This is a genomic window from Acidomonas methanolica (assembly GCF_004346035.1).
GTDB lineage: Bacteria > Pseudomonadota > Alphaproteobacteria > Acetobacterales > Acetobacteraceae > Acidomonas > Acidomonas methanolica.
In genome coordinates this window covers 1-20,951 of record NZ_SLZN01000033.1, presented here as the reverse complement: position 1 = coordinate 20,951, position 20,951 = coordinate 1, and the positions used below count along the sequence as shown (strand labels likewise).

General features: G+C 62.7%; 24 protein-coding genes and 1 pseudogene. 18 read left to right on the top strand and 7 right to left on the bottom strand.

Translation table 11 applies throughout. The features are described from left to right. Positions 1-30: 30 nt before the first annotated feature. Positions 31-849: a LysR substrate-binding domain-containing protein gene (locus EDC31_RS15240; protein ID WP_132127146.1), complete on the bottom strand. Its 819-nt coding sequence runs from the start codon at positions 847-849 to the stop codon at positions 31-33. Between the two features lie 91 nt (positions 850-940). Here EDC31_RS15240 and EDC31_RS15235 point away from each other — a divergent pair, with 91 nt between their 5' ends. From EDC31_RS15235 to EDC31_RS15220, 5 genes are all read left to right on the top strand, one after another. Beyond that, positions 941-1,858, top strand: a complete 918-nt coding sequence (locus tag EDC31_RS15235; RefSeq protein ID WP_042058944.1) for an NAD(P)-dependent oxidoreductase — start codon at positions 941-943, stop codon at positions 1,856-1,858. A 100-nt stretch (positions 1,859-1,958) separates the two neighbouring features. Further along, positions 1,959-2,612 (top strand): LysR family transcriptional regulator, encoded by a 654-nt coding sequence (locus EDC31_RS15230; RefSeq protein WP_239641665.1) that lies wholly within the window; start codon positions 1,959-1,961, stop codon positions 2,610-2,612. Continuing rightward, entirely contained in the window at positions 2,558-2,857 is a 300-nt protein-coding gene (locus EDC31_RS17945; RefSeq protein WP_204366664.1) for a type 2 periplasmic-binding domain-containing protein, read from the top strand. Before EDC31_RS15230 ends, EDC31_RS17945 begins: the two co-directional genes overlap by 55 nt. Before the next feature lie 178 nt (positions 2,858-3,035). Then, on the top strand, positions 3,036-5,021 hold the full coding sequence (locus EDC31_RS15225; protein WP_042058945.1) for a conjugal transfer protein TraG: 1,986 nt from the start codon (positions 3,036-3,038) through the stop codon (positions 5,019-5,021). Between the two features lie 9 nt (positions 5,022-5,030). Next, positions 5,031-5,477 carry a ribbon-helix-helix domain-containing protein gene (locus EDC31_RS15220; protein ID WP_042058947.1) on the top strand — a complete coding sequence of 149 codons (447 nt, stop codon included), beginning with the start codon at positions 5,031-5,033 and terminating at the stop codon, positions 5,475-5,477. 30 nt (positions 5,478-5,507) lie between these two features. Here the strand turns inward: EDC31_RS15220 and EDC31_RS15215 are convergent, their stop codons facing one another. Both EDC31_RS15215 and EDC31_RS15210 read right to left on the bottom strand, forming a co-directional pair. Beyond that, a complete protein-coding gene (locus tag EDC31_RS15215) occupies positions 5,508-5,843 on the bottom strand; it encodes a type II toxin-antitoxin system RelE/ParE family toxin (RefSeq protein ID WP_042058948.1) in 336 nt (111 codons plus the stop codon). Further along, a complete protein-coding gene (locus EDC31_RS15210) occupies positions 5,843-6,118 on the bottom strand; it encodes a type II toxin-antitoxin system Phd/YefM family antitoxin (RefSeq protein ID WP_042058951.1) in 276 nt (91 codons plus the stop codon). The genes EDC31_RS15215 and EDC31_RS15210 overlap by 1 nt, the downstream gene beginning before the upstream one ends. Positions 6,119-6,388: 270 nt before the next feature. On the opposite strand from EDC31_RS15210, the gene trbB reads away from it, so the two are divergent. Genes trbB through EDC31_RS15150 form a run of 12 tightly spaced genes read left to right on the top strand, consistent with a single transcriptional unit; the run spans position 6,389 to position 16,103 of the window. Next, positions 6,389-7,336, top strand: a complete 948-nt coding sequence (gene trbB, locus EDC31_RS15205; RefSeq protein WP_408809569.1) for a P-type conjugative transfer ATPase TrbB — start codon at positions 6,389-6,391, stop codon at positions 7,334-7,336. Beyond that, entirely contained in the window at positions 7,333-7,665 is a 333-nt protein-coding gene (locus EDC31_RS15200) for a TrbC/VirB2 family protein (RefSeq protein WP_042060108.1), read from the top strand. The genes trbB and EDC31_RS15200 overlap by 4 nt, the downstream gene beginning before the upstream one ends. After that, positions 7,665-7,946: a VirB3 family type IV secretion system protein gene (locus EDC31_RS15195; RefSeq protein ID WP_042060110.1), complete on the top strand. Its 282-nt coding sequence runs from the start codon at positions 7,665-7,667 to the stop codon at positions 7,944-7,946. Before EDC31_RS15200 ends, EDC31_RS15195 begins: the two co-directional genes overlap by 1 nt. Positions 7,947-7,958: 12 nt before the next feature. After that, positions 7,959-10,397, top strand: a complete 2,439-nt coding sequence (gene trbE, locus EDC31_RS15190; RefSeq protein ID WP_042060112.1) for a conjugal transfer protein TrbE — start codon at positions 7,959-7,961, stop codon at positions 10,395-10,397. Beyond that, entirely contained in the window at positions 10,394-11,152 is a 759-nt protein-coding gene (trbJ, locus tag EDC31_RS15185; RefSeq protein ID WP_132127144.1) for a P-type conjugative transfer protein TrbJ, read from the top strand. The genes trbE and trbJ overlap by 4 nt, the downstream gene beginning before the upstream one ends. Positions 11,153-11,162: 10 nt before the next feature. Further along, on the top strand, positions 11,163-11,441 hold the full coding sequence (gene trbK-alt / locus EDC31_RS15180) for a putative entry exclusion protein TrbK-alt (RefSeq protein ID WP_042060113.1): 279 nt from the start codon (positions 11,163-11,165) through the stop codon (positions 11,439-11,441). A gap of 3 nt (positions 11,442-11,444) precedes the next feature. Continuing rightward, a complete protein-coding gene (gene trbL / locus EDC31_RS15175) occupies positions 11,445-12,803 on the top strand; it encodes a P-type conjugative transfer protein TrbL (RefSeq protein WP_042060115.1) in 1,359 nt (452 codons plus the stop codon). Then, complete coding sequence (trbF, locus tag EDC31_RS15170) at positions 12,800-13,489, top strand: conjugal transfer protein TrbF (RefSeq protein ID WP_042060118.1); 690 nt, start codon at positions 12,800-12,802, stop codon at positions 13,487-13,489. Before trbL ends, trbF begins: the two co-directional genes overlap by 4 nt. Continuing rightward, on the top strand, positions 13,486-14,517 hold the full coding sequence (trbG, locus tag EDC31_RS15165; protein ID WP_132127143.1) for a P-type conjugative transfer protein TrbG: 1,032 nt from the start codon (positions 13,486-13,488) through the stop codon (positions 14,515-14,517). The genes trbF and trbG overlap by 4 nt, the downstream gene beginning before the upstream one ends. Next, a complete protein-coding gene (locus EDC31_RS15160; protein ID WP_042060120.1) occupies positions 14,514-15,695 on the top strand; it encodes a TrbI/VirB10 family protein in 1,182 nt (393 codons plus the stop codon). The genes trbG and EDC31_RS15160 overlap by 4 nt, the downstream gene beginning before the upstream one ends. After that, the gene (locus EDC31_RS15155; protein ID WP_081797704.1) at positions 15,664-15,825 is read left to right on the top strand and encodes a DUF2274 domain-containing protein; all 162 of its coding nucleotides are present in this window, start codon (positions 15,664-15,666) and stop codon (positions 15,823-15,825) included. Before EDC31_RS15160 ends, EDC31_RS15155 begins: the two co-directional genes overlap by 32 nt. A 35-nt stretch (positions 15,826-15,860) precedes the next feature. Then, on the top strand, positions 15,861-16,103 hold the full coding sequence (locus EDC31_RS15150; protein ID WP_239641702.1) for a DUF2274 domain-containing protein: 243 nt from the start codon (positions 15,861-15,863) through the stop codon (positions 16,101-16,103). Positions 16,104-16,204: 101 nt separating this feature from the next. On the opposite strand, the gene EDC31_RS15145 is transcribed toward EDC31_RS15150, so the two are convergent. Next, positions 16,205-16,882 carry a class I SAM-dependent methyltransferase gene (locus EDC31_RS15145; protein WP_081797706.1) on the bottom strand — a complete coding sequence of 226 codons (678 nt, stop codon included), beginning with the start codon at positions 16,880-16,882 and terminating at the stop codon, positions 16,205-16,207. A gap of 160 nt (positions 16,883-17,042) precedes the next feature. Here EDC31_RS15145 and EDC31_RS15140 point away from each other — a divergent pair. Next, positions 17,043-17,135, top strand: a pseudogene (locus EDC31_RS15140) (DUF2274 domain-containing protein); the annotation flags it as partial. A gap of 220 nt (positions 17,136-17,355) precedes the next feature. On the opposite strand, the gene EDC31_RS15135 reads toward EDC31_RS15140, so the two are convergent. From EDC31_RS15135 to EDC31_RS15125, 3 genes are read right to left on the bottom strand one after another with little or no spacing between them, the layout of a single operon-like run. Continuing rightward, positions 17,356-18,297: a plasmid partitioning protein RepB C-terminal domain-containing protein gene (locus tag EDC31_RS15135; protein WP_042060123.1), complete on the bottom strand. Its 942-nt coding sequence runs from the start codon at positions 18,295-18,297 to the stop codon at positions 17,356-17,358. Further along, on the bottom strand, positions 18,290-19,192 hold the full coding sequence (locus EDC31_RS15130; RefSeq protein WP_042060125.1) for a plasmid partitioning protein RepB C-terminal domain-containing protein: 903 nt from the start codon (positions 19,190-19,192) through the stop codon (positions 18,290-18,292). The genes EDC31_RS15135 and EDC31_RS15130 overlap by 8 nt, the downstream gene beginning before the upstream one ends. Beyond that, positions 19,192-20,763, bottom strand: a complete 1,572-nt coding sequence (locus EDC31_RS15125; protein WP_222592979.1) for a recombinase family protein — start codon at positions 20,761-20,763, stop codon at positions 19,192-19,194. Before EDC31_RS15125 ends, EDC31_RS15130 begins: the two co-directional genes overlap by 1 nt. Positions 20,764-20,951 lie beyond the last annotated feature (188 nt).

The following is a 20,951-nucleotide window of genomic DNA, read 5'->3' as shown; positions in this document are numbered from 1 at the left end:
CGAGGCCGAGGCCAACTACTATGCAGCCCTTCAGATCATCAATATGGCTGCGTGACTCAAACCAATTAGCCTCCGGGAAACCCGGGACGCTTCAAAGCGATCATTCAGTAGACGTATTCCAGACGGTACACTATGGTCTGTGCGGACCGTGACGCCCAAGCCGAATCGCAGTGCCGCCCAGACGCCGGGTAGACTGGGCGTTGTAAGCGCAAGCCGCCAACGGATGCCGGCGTCATCAAGAGAGCGAAGCGCAGCCTGCCGGAACAGGCAAGGATGATCAAACATCACAAGCGGAAGGTCGCCGGTGCGGTCACGAAACGGTTCAAAGCTGTCATCTTTTGCGAACCAGAACATTGGCATAGTGGCCAGGAGGTCTCCGGTTTTCGGATGATCCGTTCTGGTGAAAGCGAGAGCGACATCCAGTCGACCGGATTTGACGTCTTCTTCAAGCGCATAGTTTCTACCCGCACGAACCGAGACATGCACATTCGGTCGTCTTTCTGAGAAGGACGCGAGTGCGCTGGGCATGACCTCCTCGAAGAAATCCTGGGGCAGACCCAGCCGAATAGTCGGTGGCACCACCGATCCGCCCAAAGCCACGGCCGCCTCGTCATGCATGGCGACGATCCGACGCGCATAGCTGAGGAGCATCTCTCCTGTTTCAGTCGGAACCAGCCCACGACCACGCCGATGGAACAGCGCGTGCCCTGCCTGCTCCTCAAGGCGTTTCAACTGCATGCTGACCGCTGACTGTGATCGACCGAGTTGTGCGGCCGCGCGCGCGAAACTCCCGAGGTCTGTCCCGACGATCATTGTACGCAATGCTTCAATATCGAATTGTGGCGCCATATATCTGCTTCCGTGAATTCACATTTCAAATATATCAAATTTTCAAATATGTCATGTTGGATTAAGCTTCTGGAAAAACAGGAGGGATGCGATGACCATTTCGAACGCGATCGGGTTCATCGGACTCGGCACGATGGGACTGCCAATGGCCTTGAATCTTGTTCGTGCAGGAACGAAGCTGATCGTGTGGAATCGCTCAGTGGAGCGGAGTGGGCCGCTAGTGGAACTCGGTGCAACTGTGGCGTCTAGTGCCAACGATGTTTTTTTGCAGTGCGGGACCATTTTCCTGATGCTTGCCGACGAGGTTGCGACAGACTCTGTGCTTGGTCGCGGCCTACCCGATTTTGCGAAACGTGTGGCCGGCCGCCAGATAGTGGCGATGGGCACAGTGCGTCCGGGCTATTCGCTTGCTCTGGCGAAAGAGATTCAGGACGCAGGCGGGCATTATGTGGAGGCACCGGTCTCGGGCTCGCGCAAACCTGCGGAGGCCGGCGAACTTGTCGGGATGCTGGCGGGGGAAAGAGAGGGCCTTGCCAAGGTACGGCTTCTCTTGGCCCCTCTTTGCAGGAAGGTTTTCGATTGTGGTCCGGTGCCCAACGCTCTGCGTATGAAGCTTGCGGTTAATGTGTTTCTGATCACGATGGTGACAGGCCTCGCTGAGGCGGTGCATTTTGCCGAGCGCCACGGTCTTGATCTGGACCGCTTCACGGCCATCCTCAATGCTGGTCCTATGTCGAGCGACGTATCGCGGATCAAAGCCGAGAAATTGATGCGTCGGGATTTCGTGCGACAGGCGGGCATCTCGGACGTTCTAAAGAACAGCGGCCTTGTCATTGAAGCTGCCCGGGCGGCAGCTATAGCCTCGCCTCAGATGGACACCTGCTTCAGGCTCTATGGAGAGACAGAGGCCTTGGGTCTTGGAAGCGACGATATGATCGCTGTGGTTCGAGCAATCGAAGAGCGAACCGCTTCGATATTGATGGCGAAAAGCGCCGAGACCAAGGCCTAAATAAGATCGGACAAACGTCATGCGGCGGAGGAATTTCAGAGGCGAGAGGCCCCGAACACTCTCACAACTATCTATTGGTCGTATTCCGATGACTGCGCTCATGCAGACACTGGCGGTTGCAGAATATCTCAGTTTCCATCGCGCGGCTCTCGCGCTCGGTACCAGTCAGTCCAACGTCAGCACCCGGATCAAGGCTTTGGAGCAAGAGCTCGGCATCGTCCTGTTCGAGCGCAACACGCGAGGCGTCCGGCTCACCGAAGCCGGACGCCTCTTTGTCGAAAGGGTATCGGCGGGCGTCGATCAACTCGACCATGCCGTGAAGACGGCTGGCATGGCGGCGTCGGGGGAATACGGTCGGCTCCGCATCGGTATCCATGCCCTGATCCCCCGCAGCTTCCTCGCCGAGCTGATTGGGCAATATCGCGAGGACCATCCTGGCATTGAGGTTGAGATTGTTGAGGGCACGGCGCGCGAGGCGGTCATGCAGCTTCGAGCCCACCGCCTCGATATTGTGTTCCTGGCTGGTGCGGCCGAACTACCCGACTGTCATTCTCGGCGCATCTGGACCGAAGCACTACTGGCCGTGCTGCCGGAGCGACATCCGCTTGCCGTGCAATCGTCCGTCACCTGGGCCGAGCTTGCCGGCGAGACGTTCCTTGTCCGCCACGGCGGTACGGGCCGCAAGTGCATGACCATATCGTGTTGCGCCTCGCTGGGCGCTGGCCTGCGCCGTCGATCCTGCGCTTCGACGTAGGGCGCGGCACGTTGCTGTCGATGGTCGGAAAAGGCTTCGGCATAACTATCGTCGGCGCGGCGACGGCGCTTCTGCCAACGTCCGGCGTCGCCTTTGTCCCATTCACCGACGAGCCGGAGCCGGTTACCTTCACCGCCGTCTGGTTGCCGTCCAACCGCAGCACGCCGCTCAGGAACCTGCTCGTGCTTGCGGCGGAAATGAGCCGCTCGGTCCAGCCCGCCGCAGCGTCTGTCGATTCGCTCTGATCATAGCCGGGGGAGGGGCGGCATGGATTCGTCGCCGCCAATCCCCTGACGCAACCCGTCCTATTTGCCGCCGATAGTATCCGGCAGCCCTCCCGCATCCTCTTTCCTGTTGCCTGTTCCGAATTTGCCTATTCTCTGATCGGCTCCGTCTCTTTTGCCGACTGGAGCCTGTATCTGTATGCGCGGAGGCCGAATCCTTTGGGGTCAGATCGCCGTTGTCTTCACTATCGTTCTGGTGACGACGTGGACAGCGACGCAATGGACGGCGTGGCGGCTCGGCTTCCAGGCGCAGCTCGGCAATCCCTGGTTCGAACTGGCCGGCTGGCCGATCTACTATCCGCCCACGCTGTTCTGGTGGTGGTATGCGTTCGACGCCTACGCCCCGACGATCTTCGTCGAGGGCGGCGTCATCGCGGCATCGGGCGGCATCCTCGCCATCGTCGCCGCCATCACCATGTCCATCATGCGGGCGCGGGAGGCGCGCAACGTCGCGACCTATGGTTCGGCGCGATGGGCGGAAGACAAGGAAATCCGCGCCGCCGGATTGCTCGGCCCGGTTGGCGTCCTGCTCGGCAAGCATGATCGGGAGTATCTACGCCATGACGGGCCGGAGCATGTCCTATGCTTCGCACCGACCCGCAGCGGCAAGGGCGTCGGCCTTGTCGTGCCGACGCTGCTGACCTGGCCGGGAAGCTGCATCGTCCACGACATCAAGGGGGAGAACTGGACGCTGACAGCCGGCTTCCGCGCGAAGCATGGTCGCGTCCTGCTGTTCGATCCGACCAACGCCAAATCGTCGGCCTACAATCCGTTGCTGGAGGTGCGGCAAGGCGAGTGGGAAGTCCGCGACGTGCAGAACATCGCGGATATTCTTGTCGATCCCGAAGGCAGCCTCGACAAGCGCAACCATTGGGAAAAGACGAGCCACAGCCTGCTTGTCGGCGCGATCCTGCATGTCCTCTATGCGGAGCAGGACAAGACCTTGGCCGGCGTCGCCAACTTCCTGTCCGACCCGCGCCGTCCCATCGAGGCGACGTTACGGGCCATGATGGATACGCCGCACCTGGGCGAAGCCGGCGTTCATCCCGTCATCGCGTCGTCGGCGCGCGAGCTGTTGAACAAGAGCGAGAACGAGCGGTCGGGCGTGCTGTCCACGGCCATGTCGTTTCTCGGCCTCTATCGCGATCCCGTCGTGGCGCGCGTGACGGCACGGTGCGACTGGCGCATTGCCGATCTTGTCGGGAGCAAGAAGCCGGTCAGCCTCTACCTTGTGGTCCCGCCGTCCGACATCAACCGCACCAAGCCGCTCATCCGTCTGATCCTCAATCAGATCTGCAGGCGCTTGACCGAGGAATTGAATACCACCAGCAAGCGCCATCGGCTCCTGTTGATGCTCGACGAGTTTCCGGCATTAGGCCGGCTCGACTTCTTTGAATCCGCGCTCGCCTTCATGGCCGGATATGGCCTGAAATCGTTCCTCATTGCCCAATCGCTCAACCAGATCGAAAAGGCATATGGCGCGAACAACAGCGTTCTCGACAACTGCCATGTCCGCGTTGCCTTTGCGACGAACGACGAAAGGACGGCGAAACGGATCAGCGACGCGCTCGGCACCGCGACCGAGATGCGCGACTCCACCAACTATGCCGGCCATCGCCTCGCACCGTGGCTGGGGCATTTGATGGTGTCGCGGCAGGAGACGGCACGGCCGCTGCTCACGCCGGGAGAGGTGATGCAGCTCCCGCCATCCGATGAAATCGTGATGGTCGCAGGCACGCCGCCCATCCGCGCGACCAAGGCCCGCTATTTCGAGGATGCGCGGTTCATGGAACGCATCCTGACCCCGCCCGATCCGGCAGCCGACCCCGCCGCCGCGAACCCGTCATCCGACGATTGGACGGGCCGTATCGTCGCCGCAGCGAAAGCGACGGCCCCGGCCATGAACACGACCGAAGGCGATCCCGCGAATGCCGGCATTCGCCGCGAGCCGGAATTGCCGGAGCATGAGGAAATCGTCGCTCTGCCAGGCCCGCCGGTTCAGGACTTCGATTTCCTCGACGACGAACCCGACATCGACGCTGCCAAGGCACGCGCCTTGCGCCAGCGGATGCGGATGGTCGCGCGGCAAGCCTCGCTCGACCCCGGCGACGGCATCGAGCTTTGAGGACACGCCATGACCACCAAAACCCGCATGAACGTCTATTTCGATCCTGACCTGCTCGCCAAGGTCGAGGCGCTGGCGCTGCGCCGCCAAGTCTCGAAATCCGCCATCATTGAGGCGGCCGTCGCATCCTTCCTGTCCGGCGACACTTCGGATCGGCTGGAGGCCGCCATGTCTCGACGCCTCGACAAGATCGGCCGCGAGATCCACGCGCTCGACGAGGATCTAGCCGTGCTCGGGGAAACGGTTTCGCTGTTCGTCAACATCTGGCTGGCTTCCACGCCGCCGCTGCCGGAAAGCGCGCAGGCGGTGGCGCGTGCGAAGGGAGCCGAACGGTTCGAGGGATTCATGCAGACGCTCGGCCGGCGGCTGGCGACAGGAGACAGGTTCCTGAAAGAGCTGTCGCGCGATGTGGAACCGCCTGACCAGAGGGAGACCGAGATGCCCAAAGGCGTCTGAAATACATCTACCGGCTGGAGCACAACTCTGTCATCGTCCCAAAAGACGGCGCTCAAGCAAACTTTGCATGTCGCGCCGCCCATCGGCGATGACCATAATGAAGACCGTGCTGCTGGTGGTGCGGTAGATCAGCCGAAATTGCCGTAGCAGGATTTGCCGAAACTCTCTGATCCCCAACGCATCGAGTTCTTTGGGAACGGCCCCTCGCAAGGGAAAGTTCTCCAGGCTTTCGATGGCGCCGACAAATTCATCAAGCAACGCATCGGCATCGTCAGGCGAACGATTCTCCGCGAGGTATGCGTGAATCTCCTCAAGGTCATGCTCTGCGCCCTCGGTGAGTTCGACGTCGAATCGCGTCTGCGCCATTAGCGATCGGACACCTTTGACCGGAGCCTCTCGACAACCGCCCGGGCTGGCCTCGTGCGTCCCGCCTCGATGTCCTGAGCGCCCAGGGCCAGCAGCTTCAACAGGGCAAGCGTTTCCTGCGCCTGCTCGAACGTAGCGACGTCCTGAAGGACCGCTTTGGCCTCTCCATTCTGAGTGATGACCAAAGGCTCGCGCGTTTCGGCAAGGTCCAACAGGACTTCCGCGGCATTGGCTTTCAGATAGCTGATCGGTCTGACGTGGGTAGAGTATCGCACGGCAATCTCCATGGACTAAATTTGGACTGAATATAGTTCATTGCAGGCCGATCCGCAACGCACTGTTCGCAGCCGAGACAGGAACCGTCCTATTTACCGCCGATAGCCGCCGATCACCGCACGCGGTGAGATAGTTGTTGAATCGGCCCGACTTCGGGCTTTCTTAATCAGCCCCGTTGCGGGGACCGTCTGTCGCGCCCCGTCAGGAAACGGGGGCCGAGATTGACGACCACACACCACAAGCCGGAAGCGATCCAACGCGGGGCGCGTATGTTGCGCACCGCGCTCGGCGCAGCCATCGCCCGCTTTCTGGAAGATCCGGCCGTGGTCGAGGTCATGCTGAATCCGGATGGTCGCATCTGGATCGACCGACTTTCCGAAGGGCTGGCCGACACGGGCGAAACCATGTCGCCCGCCGATGGCGAACGCATCGTGCGCCTGGTTGCCCATCATGTCGGCGCGGAGGTCCACGCCCGCAGCCCCCGCGTCTCGGCAGAGCTGCCGGAGAGCGGCGAACGATTTGAAGGCTTGCTGCCGCCCGTCGTCGCGTCGCCCACCTTCGCCATCCGCAAGCCCGCTGTCGCCGTGTTCACCCTCGACGACTATGTGGCGGCCGGCATCATCTCCGCCGACCAGGCGAGCACGCTACGCGCGGCCGTTGCATCCCGCGCGAACATCCTTGCCGCGGGGGGCACCAGCACCGGCAAAACGACGCTCACCAACGCCTTGCTCGCCGAAGTGGCCAAGGGCGCGGATCGCGTCGTCATCATCGAGGACACGCGCGAACTGCAATGCCGCGCGCAAAACCTTGTCTCGCTGCGAACGAAAGACGGCGTGGCGACACTTTCCGATCTTGTCCGCTCGTCGCTGCGCCTGCGCCCCGACCGCATCCCCATCGGCGAGGTGCGCGGCGCGGAAGCCCTCGACCTGCTGAAGGCATGGGGCACCGGCCATCCGGGCGGGATCGGCACCATCCACGCCGGCACCGGCATCGGCGCGCTGCGCCGCCTCGAGCAGCTCATCCAGGAGGCCGTCGTCACCGTCCCGCGCGCCCTGATCGCGGAAACCATCGACCTCGTTGCCGTCCTGGCCGGACGCGGTTCGTCGCGCCGGCTCGTCGAACTCGCCCGCGTCGAGGGGCTGGGGCCGGACGGCGATTACCGCATCACGCATCCCAGCCCCCTGGCAACCCCCACCAGCACAGGAGAACCCGAATGATCCAATCCGTCTCGCACATCCGTCGCCGCCTCGCGACGACCGCAGCTTTCATGACCGTCACACTGCTCACGGCTCCGGCCGCCCATGCGTCCGGCTCGTCGATGCCGTGGGAGCAGCCCTTGCAGCAAATCCTGCAGTCCATCGAAGGGCCGGTTTCCAAGGTGGTGGCCGTTATCATCATCATCGTCACCGGCCTGACACTGGCGTTCGGCGACACATCGGGCGGTTTCCGTCGCCTCATCCAGATCGTGTTCGGCCTGTCGATTGCGTTCGCCGCATCGAGCTTCTTCCTGTCCTTCTTCTCGTTCGGCGGCGGGGCGCTCGTTTGATGGCGACCGCGTTCGAGCAACTGGACACGGTGCCGGGCTTCACGATCCCGGTCCATCGGGCGCTGACCGAGCACATCATGCTCGGCGGCGCACCGCGCTCTATCGCCATTCTGAACGGGACGCTCGCCGGGGCCGTGGGCCTTGGCCTGCGTCTCTGGCTTGCGGGCCTCGTCATATGGGCGGTTGGTCATTTCGCCGCCGTATGGGCAGCGAAGCGTGACCCGCTCTTTGTCGAAGTGGGACGGCGGCATCTGCGCATCCCGGCCTTTCTGGCGGTCTGAAGGAGCGCGGTCATGATGAATCTCGCCGAATACCGCCGCACCGCCTCGCACCTTGCCGATTATCTGCCCTGGGTGGCGCTGGTCACTGAAGGCGTTGTTCTCAACAAGGACGGCAGTTTTCAGCGCAGCGCAAAGTTTCGCGGGCCGGATCTGGATTCCGCCGTCGCAGCAGAGCTGGTCGGCATCGCGGGACGGCTCAACAATGCCTTCCGCCGTCTCGGCTCGGGCTGGGCCATCTTCGTCGAGGCGGAGCGCCACCCGTCGAACAGCTACCCCGACAGCATTTTTCCCGATCCGGCATCCGCGCTGCTCGACGCCGAACGCAAGGCCGAGTTCGAGGAAGAAGGCGCGCACTTCGAGTCCAGCTACGTCCTGACCTTCACCTGGCTGCCGCCGGCCGAGGACGCCGCCCGCGCCGAAACCTGGCTTTACGAGGGCCGTGAACAGTCGGGCGTCGATCCCCACGAGATTCTGCGCACCTTCATGGACCGCACCGACCGCGTGCTGGCGCTGCTCCACGGCTTCATGAAGGAATGCCGTTGGCTCGATGACAGCGAGACGCTGACCTATCTGCATTCCACCATCTCGACCAACCGGCATCGCGTGCGCGTGCCCGAAGTGCCGATGCACCTCGACGCGCTCCTGACGGATCAGCCGTTGACCGGCGGGCTGGAGCCGCGCCTGGGCGACCAGCATTTGCGCATCCTCAGCGTCGTCGGTTTCCCGGTGGCGACCACGCCTGGCATCCTCGACGAGTTGAACCGGCTGGCGTTCCCGTATCGCTGGAGCACCCGCGCGATCCTCCTGGACAAGACGGACGCGACGAAGCTGCTCACCAAGATCAGGCGGCAATGGTTCGCCAAGCGCAAGAGCATCGCCGCGATCCTGAAAGAGGTGATGACTAACGAGCAATCCGTGCTCGTGGATACGGACGCCGCAAACAAGGCCGCCGACGCCGACATGGCCCTGCAGGAACTCGGCGCGGATGCTTTCGGCATGGCCTACGTCACGGCCACCATCACGGTATGGGATGCCGATCCCCGGATAGCCGACGAGAAGCTTCGCCTCGTCGAGAAGGTCATCCAGGGCCGCGACTTCACCGCGATGCTGGAGACGGTCAACGCTGTCGATGCCTGGCTCGGTTCGCTTCCTGGCCATCTCTACGCGAATGTCCGGCAGCCGCCCATCAGCACCTTGAATCTCGCCCACATGATGCCGCTATCGGCGGTGTGGGCGGGGCCGGAACGGGACGACCATTTCGGTGCGCCCCCCTTGCTTTATGCAAAGACCGAAGGCTCGACCCCGTTCCGGTTTTCCCTTCATGTCGGCGACGTGGGCCACACCCTCGTCGTCGGCCCCACCGGCTCGGGCAAGAGCGTGCTGCTCGCGCTCATGGCCTTGCAGTTCCGTCGCTACGAGCGATCCCAGGTCTTCGCGTTCGACTTCGGCGGCTCGATCCGGGCGGCCGCGCTCGCCATGGGCGGCGACTGGCACGACCTCGGCGGCGGTCTGACGGAAGGCTCGGAAAACTCCGTCTCGCTCCAGCCGCTCGCCCGCATCCACGACGTTCACGAACGCGCCTGGGCGGCGGACTGGCTTGTCGCGATCCTGGCGCGGGAAGGCGTCACCATCACGCCGGACGTGAAGGAGCATATCTGGACGGCGTTGACCTCGCTCGCTTCCGCGCCCGTCGAGGAACGCACCATCACCGGCCTTACGGTGCTGCTTCAGTCGAACGACCTCAAGCAGGCGATCCGACCCTATTGCGTCGGCGGTGCCTATGGACGGCTGCTCGACGCGGAGGCCGAGCAGTTGGGCACCGCTTCCGTTCTGGCGTTCGAGACCGAAGGACTCATGGGGAGCGGCGGAGCACCCGCCGTCCTGTCCTACCTGTTTCATCGCATCTCGGACAGGCGCGACGGCTCGCCCACCTTGCTCATCATCGACGAGGGCTGGCTGGCGATGGACGATCCCGGCTTCGCCGCGCAGCTCACCCAATGGCTGGTCACGCTGCGCAAGAAGAACGCCTCCGTCGTCTTCGCCACGCAGTCGCTCGCGCAGATCGAGAAAAGCACGATCGCGGCCGAGATCGTGGATAGCTGCCCGACCCGGCTGTTGCTGCCGAACGACCGCGCGATCGAGCCACAGATCACCGTCATCTACAGGCGGTTCGGTCTCAATGACCGGCAGATCGAAATCCTCGCGCGTGCCGTCCCCAAGCAGGATTATTACTGCCAGTCGCGGCGCGGCAATCGCCTGTTCGAGCTGGGCCTCAGCGAAATCGGCCTCGCGCTCTGCGCCGCATCCTCCAAATCCGACCAGACGCTCATTGCGCAGATCGTCGCCGAGCACGGCCGCGACGGCTTCCTCACCGCATGGCTCAACGCCCGCGACGTGAGCTGGGCCATCGATCTCATTCCCGATCTCACCAACAAGGAGACATCCTCATGATCTTGCGTCACACTCCTGGCTGCCGCCTCGCCATCGCGTTACTTTCCACGCCCACCGTAATAACTCCGATGCTGGCGACGCCCGCGCACGCCCTCATCGTCTATGATCCGTCGAACTACGCGCAGAATGTGCTGCAAGCCGCCCGCGCGCTCCAGCAGATCAACAACCAGATCACCAGCCTGCAAAATCAGGCACAGATGCTCATCAACCAGGCGAAGAATCTGGCGAGCCTGCCCTATTCGGCGCTCCAGCAGATTCAGCAATCGGTTCAGAAGACCCAGCAGCTTCTGAGCCAGGCGCAGAACATCGCCTTCAACGTCCAGCAGATCGACCAGGCGTTCCAGCAGAAGTATGGAAACGTCTCGCTGTCGGCATCCGACCAGCAGCTTGTCGCCGATGCCCGCTCGCGCTGGCAAAATACGGTCGGCGGCTTGCAGGACGCCATGCGTGTTCAGGCTGGTGTGGTCGGCAATATCGATACCAACCGCACGCAAATGTCGTCGCTGGTCAACCAGAGCCAATCGGCGACCGGCGCGCTCCAGGCGACGCAGGCCGGCAATCAGATTCTCGCGCTCCAGTCGCAGCAGCTTTCCGACCTTGTGGCGCTTCTTGCCGCCAACGGCCGGGCGGGCGCGCTGACCGAGGCCGAGCGAGCGGCGGCGGCCGAACAGGGGCGCGAGCAGCGCCGGCGCTTTCTGACGCCGGGCTCGGGCTACACGCCCGGCAACGCGCAGATGTTCAACAGCGGCAACTGAGGGCGGGAGTATGGACAGCAAGATGCTGGCGCGCATCGGTGCAATCGTATTCGTCGCCATCGCGATCACGACGACGGCCATTCAGATGACCCGAAAGGAAGACGTGCCGGCACAGGCGCCGACACGTCTCATCCAGCCTGACCGCGACCCACTGCGCGAAGGGCAGCGGCGATGCCAGCAGCTTGGGGCAAAGGCGGTCGACGACGCGGAATGCCTGCGTTTGTGGGCTGAAACCCGCGACCGCTTTCTCGGCCGCACGTCTGCGCCGACCGCGTCGGAAGGGCGGTGACGCATGGGCGGCGCGAGCGTCATCGACAATTTTCTCGGCACCTTCACCCGCTACATCGACAGCGGGTTCGGGCTACTCGGCGGCGAGGTCGCTTTTATTGCGACCACGCTCATCGTCATCGACGTGACCTTGGCGGCCCTGTTCTGGAGCTGGAGCGCGGACGACGACATTATCGCGAGGCTGGTGAAGAAGACGCTGTTCGTCGGTGTCTTCGCCTACCTGATTTCCAACTGGAACAGCCTCGCAAAGATCGTGTTCGACAGCTTCGCGGGGCTTGGCCTGAAAGCGAGCGGGACGGGCTTCTCGGCCGCAGACCTGATGCGGCCCGGCAAAGTTGCGCAAACCGGCCTCGACGCGGCCCGCCCGCTGCTCGACTCCATTTCCGACCTCATGGGCTGGGTCGCGTTCTTCGAGAACTTCATTCAGATCGCGTGCCTGATGTTCGCCTGGGCGCTGGTTATCCTCGCGTTCTTCATCCTCGCCATCCAGCTTTTCGTGACGCTGATCGAGTTCAAGCTCTCCACGCTGGCCGGCTTCGTCCTCATCCCGTTCGGGCTGTTCGGCAAGACCGCCTTCATGGCCGAGCGCGTGCTTGGCAACGTCATTTCCAGCGGCATCAAGGTTCTCGTGCTGGCGGTCATCGTCGGCATCGGTTCGACGCTGTTCTCGCAATTCACGCAGGGCTTCGGCGGACAGACACCGAGCATCGACGACGCCATGGCCGTCGTGCTCGCGGCGCTGTCGCTCGTCGGCCTGGGCATATTCGGTCCCGGCATCGCATCCGGCCTTGTCAGCGGCGGCCCGCAGCTCGGAGCGGGCGCGGCGGTCGGCACGGGTCTCGCTGTCGGTGGCGCCGTCCTTGCCGCAGGCGGCGCGGCCGGGCTTGCCGTTAAGGGAGGCGCAGCCGCGCTGTCCGGCGGAGCTGCCGCCGTGCGCGGTGGTGCTTCTGTCGCGGGTGCGACCTCTGCCGCCTACAGCCTTGGCTCGCTCGGCCAATCCGGCGCGGCTGGCGTCGCCTCCGGCATGGGCGGTGTCGCGCGTACCGCGGGCTCCGCCGCGATCTCGCCGCTCAAGCGAGCCGTCGCGCGCGCTGCCGAAAGCGTCAAGTCCAGCTTCGCCGATGGCGTCAAGGCCGGGTTCGGCGCGACGGGCGGTGCATCCACCGGGGGCACGATCGGCGGCACGGCCGAAGCCGCAGCCGCATCCCAACAGGGTTCCGGTTCGCCGCCCGGCTGGGCGCAGCGGATGCGCCAAGGCGGCCACACGGCCCATGCCGTTCAGACAGCCGCGCACGCCGTCCGCTCCGGCGACAGCAACGCCTCCGGTTCTTCCGTCAACCTCTCTGAAAGCGACCGCACATGAGCATCTTCAAACGGCCCGCCGTGCATTACGGCAAGACCCCGCAACCCGAAACGCCCTACCAGAAGGCCGCGCAGGTTTGGGACGAGCGCATAGGTTCGGCCCGCGTTCAGGCGCGAAACTGGCGCTTTATGGCGTTCGGCTCCCTGATCCTGTCGGCTGGTTTCGCGTCGGCCCTTGTCTGGCAGACCGCACGCGGAACCGTCGTGCCCTGGGTGGTGCAGGTTGATCGGCTCGGCCAGACGCAGGCCGTCGCGCCGGCCACCGCAGACTATCGCCCGACCGACCCGCAAGTGGCGTGGCACCTTGCCCGCTTCATCGAGCAGGTCAGAAGCATCCCGTCCGACCCCATCATTGTCCGCCAGAATTGGCTTCGCGCCTACGAGTGGACGACGGATCGCGGCGCGGCGGCGCTCAACGACTATGCCCGCGCGAACGACCCCTTCACCAAGGTCGGCAAGCAACAGGTTTCCGTCGAGGTGTCGAGCGTCATTCGCGCTTCGCCGGATAGCTTCCGCGTCGCCTGGACCGAGCAGCACTATCAAGATGGCAAGCTCGCCTCGACGGAGCGATGGACCGCGATCCTGACCATCGTGCTCCAGCCGCCGCGCGACGCCGACCGGCTCAAATCGAATCCCTTGGGAATCTACGTCAACGCAATTTCCTGGTCGCGGGAGATGGCCCAATGAAGCGAATGACGATCCATAAACACGGAAAGCCGTCTTTCCGTAGATACGCATTCGCGGCCTTGCTCCTGTCCGGTTCCGCGCTCGGCGGCTGCGCCACGGCGAAAAAGCCGCCGCAGATCAGCTACGACGCCAGTGTACCGCCATTGCCCGCCGTGCCGGCCTCTGTCGTGGACGATCGGCCGAAGCCGCTTCATATCCCGCCCTCATGGATACCCGCCCGCGGCGGGGCTGCGGCAGGAACGCCGACTGCGCGCGTCGAGAACGCCAACGCGGCCGCGCGCGTGCAGCCGCGCCGGGAAGGCTATTACAACGCCATCCAGATCTATCCCTGGTCCGAAGGCGCGCTCTATCAGGTCTATGCCGCGCCCGGCCAGATCAGCGACATTGCGCTTGAACCGGGCGAGAGCCTGACCGGCGCGGGACCGATCGCCGCCGGCGACACGGCCCGCTGGATCATCGGCGACACGGAATCCGGTTCGGGCCTCACACGCCGCGTGCATATCCTTGTGAAGCCGTCCCGGCCGGACATCACGACGAACCTTGTCGTGACCACCGACCGGCGCACCTACATGCTCGAGCTGCGCTCCGATCAGAAGCCCTATATGCCGTCGGTCTCGTGGTCCTACCCGCAGCCTCGCGGTGGATTGCGCCAGAGCGTGCCTGCGACGCCCATTATCCCCGTCCTCGCGGCGCGCAATTACCGCTATGGCCTGACCGGCGACAATCCTCCGTGGAAGCCCGTCACCGTCTATGACGATGGCCGTCATGTCTATGTCGAATTCCCCGCCGGCATCGCGCAAGGGGAGATGCCGCCGCTCTTCGTCATCGGCCCTGACGGCGAGACGCAGATCGCAAACACCCGCGTCTACCGCAACGTCCTGATCGTGGATCGCCTGTTCGGTGCCGCCGAGCTGCGCCTCGGCAGCGGCAAGAAACAGCCGACCGTCAGGATCGAGCGCATCGACCGAAAGGCGGGACGCGGTCCGTTTGCCGCGATGCGCAACGTTAACGGAGGGCAGCCGTCATGACCGACAACGAAACGAACGCCGCATCCATGCGCTTGCATGCCGAACCACCGCGCGTCACGCGCTTGTCGCGCAAGGTGCTGGCCAGCGTCACGGCCGTCGCCCTGGTCGGCGTCGGCGGTGCGCTGATCTATGCACTCCAGGTCCGTAGTGGGGGAGGCAGCAACGAAGAGCTTTATTCGACTTCCAACCGCCAGCCCGCCGACGGGCTCGCCGGCCTGCCGAAAGACTATACCGGCCCGGCCCTCGGCCCGCCGCTGCCGGGCGACCTTGGCCGCCCGATCCTCGACGCGCAGAACAGGGGTCAGCCTGTCGTGCCGCCGACGATTGCAACTCCAACGGTGGACGAGGCCGAGCAGCGCCGCCGGGCCGAGGAAGAGGCCGCGCGCGTCAGCCGCGTCTTCTTCCAGACCCAGCAGGGGTCGGTGGCTTCGGCCTCGGCGCAGGCAGGTGCACCGAACCTCACGGGTCTCGACATGACGGGCCTCAACGGCCAGCTGACGGCGCAGGATCGCCAGCTCGCCTTCATGAACGCGCCCGTCGATCGGCGCACGACGTCGGCGGATCGCGTGACGCGGGCGGCATCGCCGTTTGTGGTGCAGGCCGGCTCCGTCATTCCCGGCGCCCTCATGACCGGCATCAAATCGGATATTCCCGGCGACGTCATCGCCCAGGTGACGCAGAATGTGTACGACAGCCCGACCGGGCGCTACCTGCTCATTCCGCAGGGCTCGAAGCTGTTCGGCAAATACAACAGCCAGCTATCCTTCGCACAAAAGCGCGTGCAAATGATCTGGACGCGCCTCATCTTCCCCAACGGCTCCTCCATCGTGCTTGAGAATCTGCCCGGCGCCGACACCGCCGGCTATTCCGGGCTTCAGGATCAGGTGGACAACCATTGGGGCGAGCTGTTCAAGGCAGCCGCCCTGTCGACGGTGCTCAGCGTCGGTGCCGAGGCCGGGACGAGCGGCTCGGACGACAGCCTGATCCGCGCCATCCGCGACGGAGCCTCGCAGAGTATCAGCCAGACCGGCCAGATGGTCGTGCAGCGCAGCCTCAACATCCAGCCCACGCTCACCGAACGCAACGGCTTGCCGCTCACCATCATCGTCGACCGCGACCTCGTGCTTCAACCCTGGGGGGCTGACCATGATCACGCTGAAACTCGGCCCAATCGTTGAAGACAAGCCGGTGAAAATCACGGTGGAGCTGCCGGCGGTACTTCACCGTGATTTGGTCGCCTACGCCGATTATCTGAACAGTCAACATGTCCATGTATCATGGACGGGAGGTGAAACGTGTCGGAACTGAGGCTTGGACGCTTGCCGAGAGTTGGCGTTGCGCGCGTGACGATCGTTCTGCCGGAGCCGCTGAAGGAAGAACTCGATCTCTATTCCGCAGAGCACAGCCGCCTTTACGAGCCGGTAGAGACGGCGGCATTGATCCCGCACATGCTGGAAGCTTTCCTCCGCTCGGATCGGGGCTGGCGCAGCAGAAAGGCCAAGCTTGCCGGCGCGCGCCAGCGCCCGAAGACCCCGCTGACCGGTGGCGTGATCCGGAACGATTCTGACGACGGTGATCCCGGCTGAGACTTCAATTTCGTGTCGTCAGGAATGCCTGGAACACGTAGCCGAACGGCACCTTTCCTTCGGCGTCGGCCAGATCGCCGCCGATCGCCTCCAGTCGTGCGCTAGCTTCTGTCTCTCCCCATGGCCTCGACAATCTTGCGCGCATGCGAGGACGATAGGGCCAATCCCGCAAACTCCGCCAGGCTGAGACGAAATGTTGCCGTTTCCCTGATTTCCCAAAATTCCCCGAAGTCGGGGAGAGCGCCAAGCTCCCCGGCATAGTCGGGTCGGGAATAGGCCCGCGCTTCTCCATGTCGAGCGAGGAAATCGATGACCGCACGCGCGGCTGGTGAACTCTCGTCCCGGACATATTCGACGATGGCGAGGACACCACCCGGAGGCAGAACGCGACTTGCCTCCCGATAGAAAGGGGGGCGGTCAAACCAGTGCGCCGCTGTTGCGGCCAAGACACCGCGTGCTGCGCCATCCGTGATCGGGAGGCGCTCGGCGTTGCCATCGCGATAGGAGATAGAAGGAATGTCCGGCTGCGCCATGGCTTGCTCGCGCATCCGCTGGGACGGCTCTATGCCGAGTACCGGCATGCCAGCCGGCAAAGCGGCAGCCATCTGCCGTGTGAATATGCCGGTTCCGCTGCCGACATCCAGAACAGGCAATGCAGGATCGACGGGTGCTGTGGCAAGGCGTTCGGCGACCCGCCTGACAATTGCATCGGGATATCGCGGCCGGAATTGCGCATAACGGTCGGGGGCTCTCTGGAATCTATCGCTCTGCTTTGACATCGCGCCAAGGTATCTGCTGGCACGATAAAAGAACAGGCAGTTTTATGCAGGCAGGTAAAACTGGGAGCCGATGGTATGCCGATATTGCGGACAGACAACATTCGATTGTGAGACATTTCCATAGAGTCCGGATAATGGCTACCTACTCGCAGACGGCGGAAGTCCGATAGAACCAGCGAAACTGATTGTGCCCATGCTGGAGCGGTTCATCGCAACCGATCGGGGATTTGCAAAGGCAAAGCGACAGGCGTGATCGTTTGGTCCAACACCAATATTGCAATTCTTAACATCGTGAGGACGGGCGCTCTACACCTGCGATACAGAGCGTCCGTCCTTGCGGCTGGTCATATGGCGGCCAGCCTGGTGGGCTTAATGCGGGTTCGCCGCCATTCCCACCACCATGCTTGATCCACCCCACAGTGCGGCGTCTCCCATGGTCCCCGCGCTTATCGGGTCCGGGTCCCCATCAGCATTTAAGTGTTTGGCTCGTCTGCGATCGGACCGAGCGTATCGATTTCCGCAATCTTCTGAAACTCGCCGAGATAATCCTGCTGGTGGATCGTCAGCCAGCGGACAATACGACTGTTGGCAAGGAGCTTGGCAATGTATCCTCGTGCCACGGTCAGGTGCAGATTGTCGATGCCATAGGTTTCATCGACAGATTTGACCTGCGTCTGGAGTGCCGCCAGCTCTCGCTCCATTCGGGCAATCTGCTGCCCGGACGGGGTTTGGGTTCCCGTGCCGCGTCCTTTCCTCGCGCTGACGAGTTGGCTTTCAGGCGTGGCGGCGCGTATCGCACGCGCGAACATAATCGAGAAATTGTTCTGGCCGATCATCAGGTCGGCGGCTTCAATCTGCCTGACCGCGGACATCTGGCGAAGGATGTCGAACACTTTCATCGAGCAGGGCGTGTCCTTCAGCATCTCGGCAGCCTCGACGCTGATCCCCTCGAGTAGCCGAAATCGTCGAAGAACGGACTGGACCTCAAGATCGAGAGCTTGGGCAATGTCGATGGCCGAGACGCCTCGCTCCATGGCGCGCACAATCATCCGGTGCTCCTGGATCGGCGGAATGCGGTTGACGCGCTTGTTGTACGTATAGGTGTCATCGTCGGTGGTCAGCAGGCATTCGACTTCGGTAATGCCGAGTTCCTTCAATGCCTCCAAACGGAGATGACCATCGAGCAGGAACCATGTGCCAGCATTTTCGGTGTCAGTCATGACGACAGGCGCTTCGACGAGGCCGATCGCCTTGATCGAGCTGAGAACCTGCGCATAGCTCCGGCTTTCCCGCGCTCCCTCCGGCAATGTCTTCAGGGGAACGATGGCCGAAACCGGAATTGTCACAAAATTGCGGTCGAAGGCCAGATGAATGCGGCTATCGTTCTCATGGTGATGTTCAGGCGTATCAGTCATTTTTCTCTCCTGAAATCCGTATGGAGAGCGCTTTCGGCATTGTCGCGAGCCCTTCGGCCCTGAGCAGGTTCACGAAGCTCTCATCGTTCAATAGCTCCTTCAGCGCTTCGACAATGAACAGGAGCCGCGTCTGGGTAAAATCCGACTTCTTGACCAGAAGCCGCTGCTTTTCCGCCTCGCGCTGATACACCTGCATGAGTTCGTTAGCGGTCAGACGGCGACCGTAGCCCTTTCGGCCCAGACGTACGACGGGCAGCGCTCCTTTGCGTTGGCTTTGCATGCGCATGTCGAGCATACGCCTCACGGCGGCGAGTCTCTTTCCGCGGAGCTGACCGGTTTCATAGGCGTCGAGCAGCAGGTTCTGCGCCTCTTCCGTTTCCGCCTTCGAAATCTCCATCGCGAGCGTGATCGGTATCAGCCCTGTCTCAACCGCCGCCACCAGACGTTCTTCACCGCGTTCCAGCAGCGAGGCGATCATATTGACCCAGGATGCGCCGACGCCGATTTTCTTCGCGATAGCTGCATCGTTGAAGCCGCGTGATCTCAGGGCGCCGATTTCCCGCATGAGGTCGATGGGGCGCTGCACACGCCTGGCGATGTTCTCGACCAGACTCATCACCAGGCACTCGTTTTCGGTGGCTTCGATCACCACAGCGGGGATTTCGGTCTGGCCGAGCATCTGGAAGGCTTCCAGCCGGCCTTCACCACATACAAGATCGTACCGCGTCCCGCCGGGGCCGTCATGACGGCTGACTGTAATAGGGCGCTTCAGGCCGATCGCCTCAATGTTGTTGACGATCTCCCGGTGCTGGCGCTTGTTGCGCGCGCGGGGGTTCAGCACAGTGATGCGGGAAATCGGGATCATTTCGATCCTGTTGGGGCGGATAGCGGTCATCAGGCTGCCTCAGAAATGGGAATGGGTGTGGCGATATCGTAGAGAAGGTCGAGGTCATCGAAGCGGTATGCGTCGAGGCCAAGGGCATTATCCTCGGCCAGCCGCATCTTCTCGGAGAGCCTGTCGATACGCGGAAACAGATAGTAGTCGAGCGGCGCACGATTGAGGCTGTCCATGCGCACGACGACGGTGATGTCGGGCATAAGCGTGGTGTCAAAGCGAACCTTCCAGCGCAAGAGTCCGGTTGGTGTTTGGAAGCAGCGCGCGATGACGACCGACAGGCTAAATTCGCCGTTAACGATCATCCGGTCGGTTTCGAGATCCTGCCAGGCATCGCTGCCAGCCGTATGCAGCCCGTTAAGCACATCCCGCACAATGCCGGGGTGGAGCTTTCGCAGGTCACGGTTGACTTCGACATAACGATAGTCCCGTTCCGGTCTGAAGCCGACGAGGCTGTAGGCTCTGAGCAGGCTGCCGAAGCGAGAACTATAGGCGCTGCTCGACGGCAGCTCGTCACACTCATCGATGACGACGCCGGACAGCAATCCTTGTTTCTGGTAGAGTTCCCGCAGGGCCATAAGCATTTCTTCGTCGCTCAGGCGGAATGAGCGCGCATTGATGATTGTTTTCGCCGCCTCGAAAAGCTCTCGCTCAATGATCGTTTCAAAGGCTCCATCCGACCTGATCCACTTGTCGGGCGTGTTGCGGACGCGCTTCTTCTTCAGCTTGAAGGAGCGGCGGTTCCAGACATTGTTGCCGGCATATTTCTCGTTAATCAGAAGTTGGTGGACGGTACCCCTCGTCCAAGGGCGGCCAAGATCGGTCGTAAGCCCCCGCTTGTTTAGGCCGGCGGCGATCTCACTTTCGCTGCGCCCGTTGTGGACGAAATCCCGATAGATTTCGCGGACCAGTTCGATCTCTTCGACAGGCCCGGGCGTCAGGATCACGCGATCGGTCTGGAGGCTTTTTTGCTCACCGCGGTTAAGACATCCCTTGACTGCCCCGTGCTCATCGATCAGCGTACGCCTCAAGCCGAAGCCTGCCGGACCGCCCTGGCGATAGCCTTTTTCGATCAAGCGTCCCTGACTGGCGAATACCTTCACCGAAAGCTCGCGGCTATATTCGCCGGCCATGGCGCTTTTCACGCCCTTGATGATAGCGGCGATCGGGCTGCCGTCGTTCTCGAACTGCTCGGCGCAGTATTGAACCCGCACGCCGGCACGCTTGCAGATATATTCGTAGAAAGCGCTCTCGTCCGTGTCCTGGAACCGACCCCAACGGCTCACGTCATAGACGAGGATCATCTCGAAGTCGGCACGGTTCTCCGTAACGTCCGCAATCAGGCGCTTGAAGGCATCGCGGCCATCGACGCTGAGCCCGCTTTTCCCTTCGTCAGCGTAGGTTCGGACAATCTCGATTCCACGGGCCTCGGCATACTGCCTGATCGCATCGGATTGGTTTTCCGTCGAATACTTTTGATGATCTGTCGACATGCGGACGTACTCGGCAGCCCGAACAGGACGTTCCGACTGCTCTGATCGATCGTCGTCGTAAGGTTTCCGGTTCGTCAAAATGCGCCCTCTCTGTTTCCGACTGCGGTGATCAGGGCGATCAACCGCCGCAGCGTCTGACGGGCTTCTGCCGTCACTCCGCACTGTTGCCAGTCTAGAGCATTTTCCTTTCAATCTGGCTCATACCCTGCTGCGGTGAAGAAATTCACGCACTCTGCTGGCGAGACCTGATCGATCAGGATGCCGAT

Bases quoted from the DNA above. Each gene is read 5' to 3' on its own strand.
- EDC31_RS15240 (WP_132127146.1), bottom strand. From the start codon at position 849: ATGGCGCCACAATTCGATATTGAAGCATTGCGTACAATGATCGTCGGG.
- EDC31_RS15235 (WP_042058944.1), top strand. From the start codon at position 941: ATGACCATTTCGAACGCGATCGGGTTCATCGGACTCGGCACGATGGGA.
- EDC31_RS15230 (WP_239641665.1), top strand. From the start codon at position 1,959: ATGCAGACACTGGCGGTTGCAGAATATCTCAGTTTCCATCGCGCGGCT.
- EDC31_RS15225 (WP_042058945.1), top strand. From the start codon at position 3,036: ATGCGCGGAGGCCGAATCCTTTGGGGTCAGATCGCCGTTGTCTTCACT.
- EDC31_RS15220 (WP_042058947.1), top strand. From the start codon at position 5,031: ATGACCACCAAAACCCGCATGAACGTCTATTTCGATCCTGACCTGCTC.
- EDC31_RS15215 (WP_042058948.1), bottom strand. From the start codon at position 5,843: ATGGCGCAGACGCGATTCGACGTCGAACTCACCGAGGGCGCAGAGCAT.
- trbB (WP_408809569.1), top strand. From the start codon at position 6,389: ATGTTGCGCACCGCGCTCGGCGCAGCCATCGCCCGCTTTCTGGAAGAT.
- EDC31_RS15200 (WP_042060108.1), top strand. From the start codon at position 7,333: ATGATCCAATCCGTCTCGCACATCCGTCGCCGCCTCGCGACGACCGCA.
- EDC31_RS15195 (WP_042060110.1), top strand. From the start codon at position 7,665: ATGGCGACCGCGTTCGAGCAACTGGACACGGTGCCGGGCTTCACGATC.
- trbE (WP_042060112.1), top strand. From the start codon at position 7,959: ATGATGAATCTCGCCGAATACCGCCGCACCGCCTCGCACCTTGCCGAT.
- trbJ (WP_132127144.1), top strand. From the start codon at position 10,394: ATGATCTTGCGTCACACTCCTGGCTGCCGCCTCGCCATCGCGTTACTT.
- trbK-alt (WP_042060113.1), top strand. From the start codon at position 11,163: ATGGACAGCAAGATGCTGGCGCGCATCGGTGCAATCGTATTCGTCGCC.
- trbL (WP_042060115.1), top strand. From the start codon at position 11,445: ATGGGCGGCGCGAGCGTCATCGACAATTTTCTCGGCACCTTCACCCGC.
- trbF (WP_042060118.1), top strand. From the start codon at position 12,800: ATGAGCATCTTCAAACGGCCCGCCGTGCATTACGGCAAGACCCCGCAA.
- trbG (WP_132127143.1), top strand. From the start codon at position 13,486: ATGAAGCGAATGACGATCCATAAACACGGAAAGCCGTCTTTCCGTAGA.
- EDC31_RS15160 (WP_042060120.1), top strand. From the start codon at position 14,514: ATGACCGACAACGAAACGAACGCCGCATCCATGCGCTTGCATGCCGAA.
- EDC31_RS15155 (WP_081797704.1), top strand. From the start codon at position 15,664: ATGATCACGCTGAAACTCGGCCCAATCGTTGAAGACAAGCCGGTGAAA.
- EDC31_RS15145 (WP_081797706.1), bottom strand. From the start codon at position 16,882: ATGTCAAAGCAGAGCGATAGATTCCAGAGAGCCCCCGACCGTTATGCG.
- EDC31_RS15135 (WP_042060123.1), bottom strand. From the start codon at position 18,297: ATGACTGATACGCCTGAACATCACCATGAGAACGATAGCCGCATTCAT.
- EDC31_RS15130 (WP_042060125.1), bottom strand. From the start codon at position 19,192: ATGACCGCTATCCGCCCCAACAGGATCGAAATGATCCCGATTTCCCGC.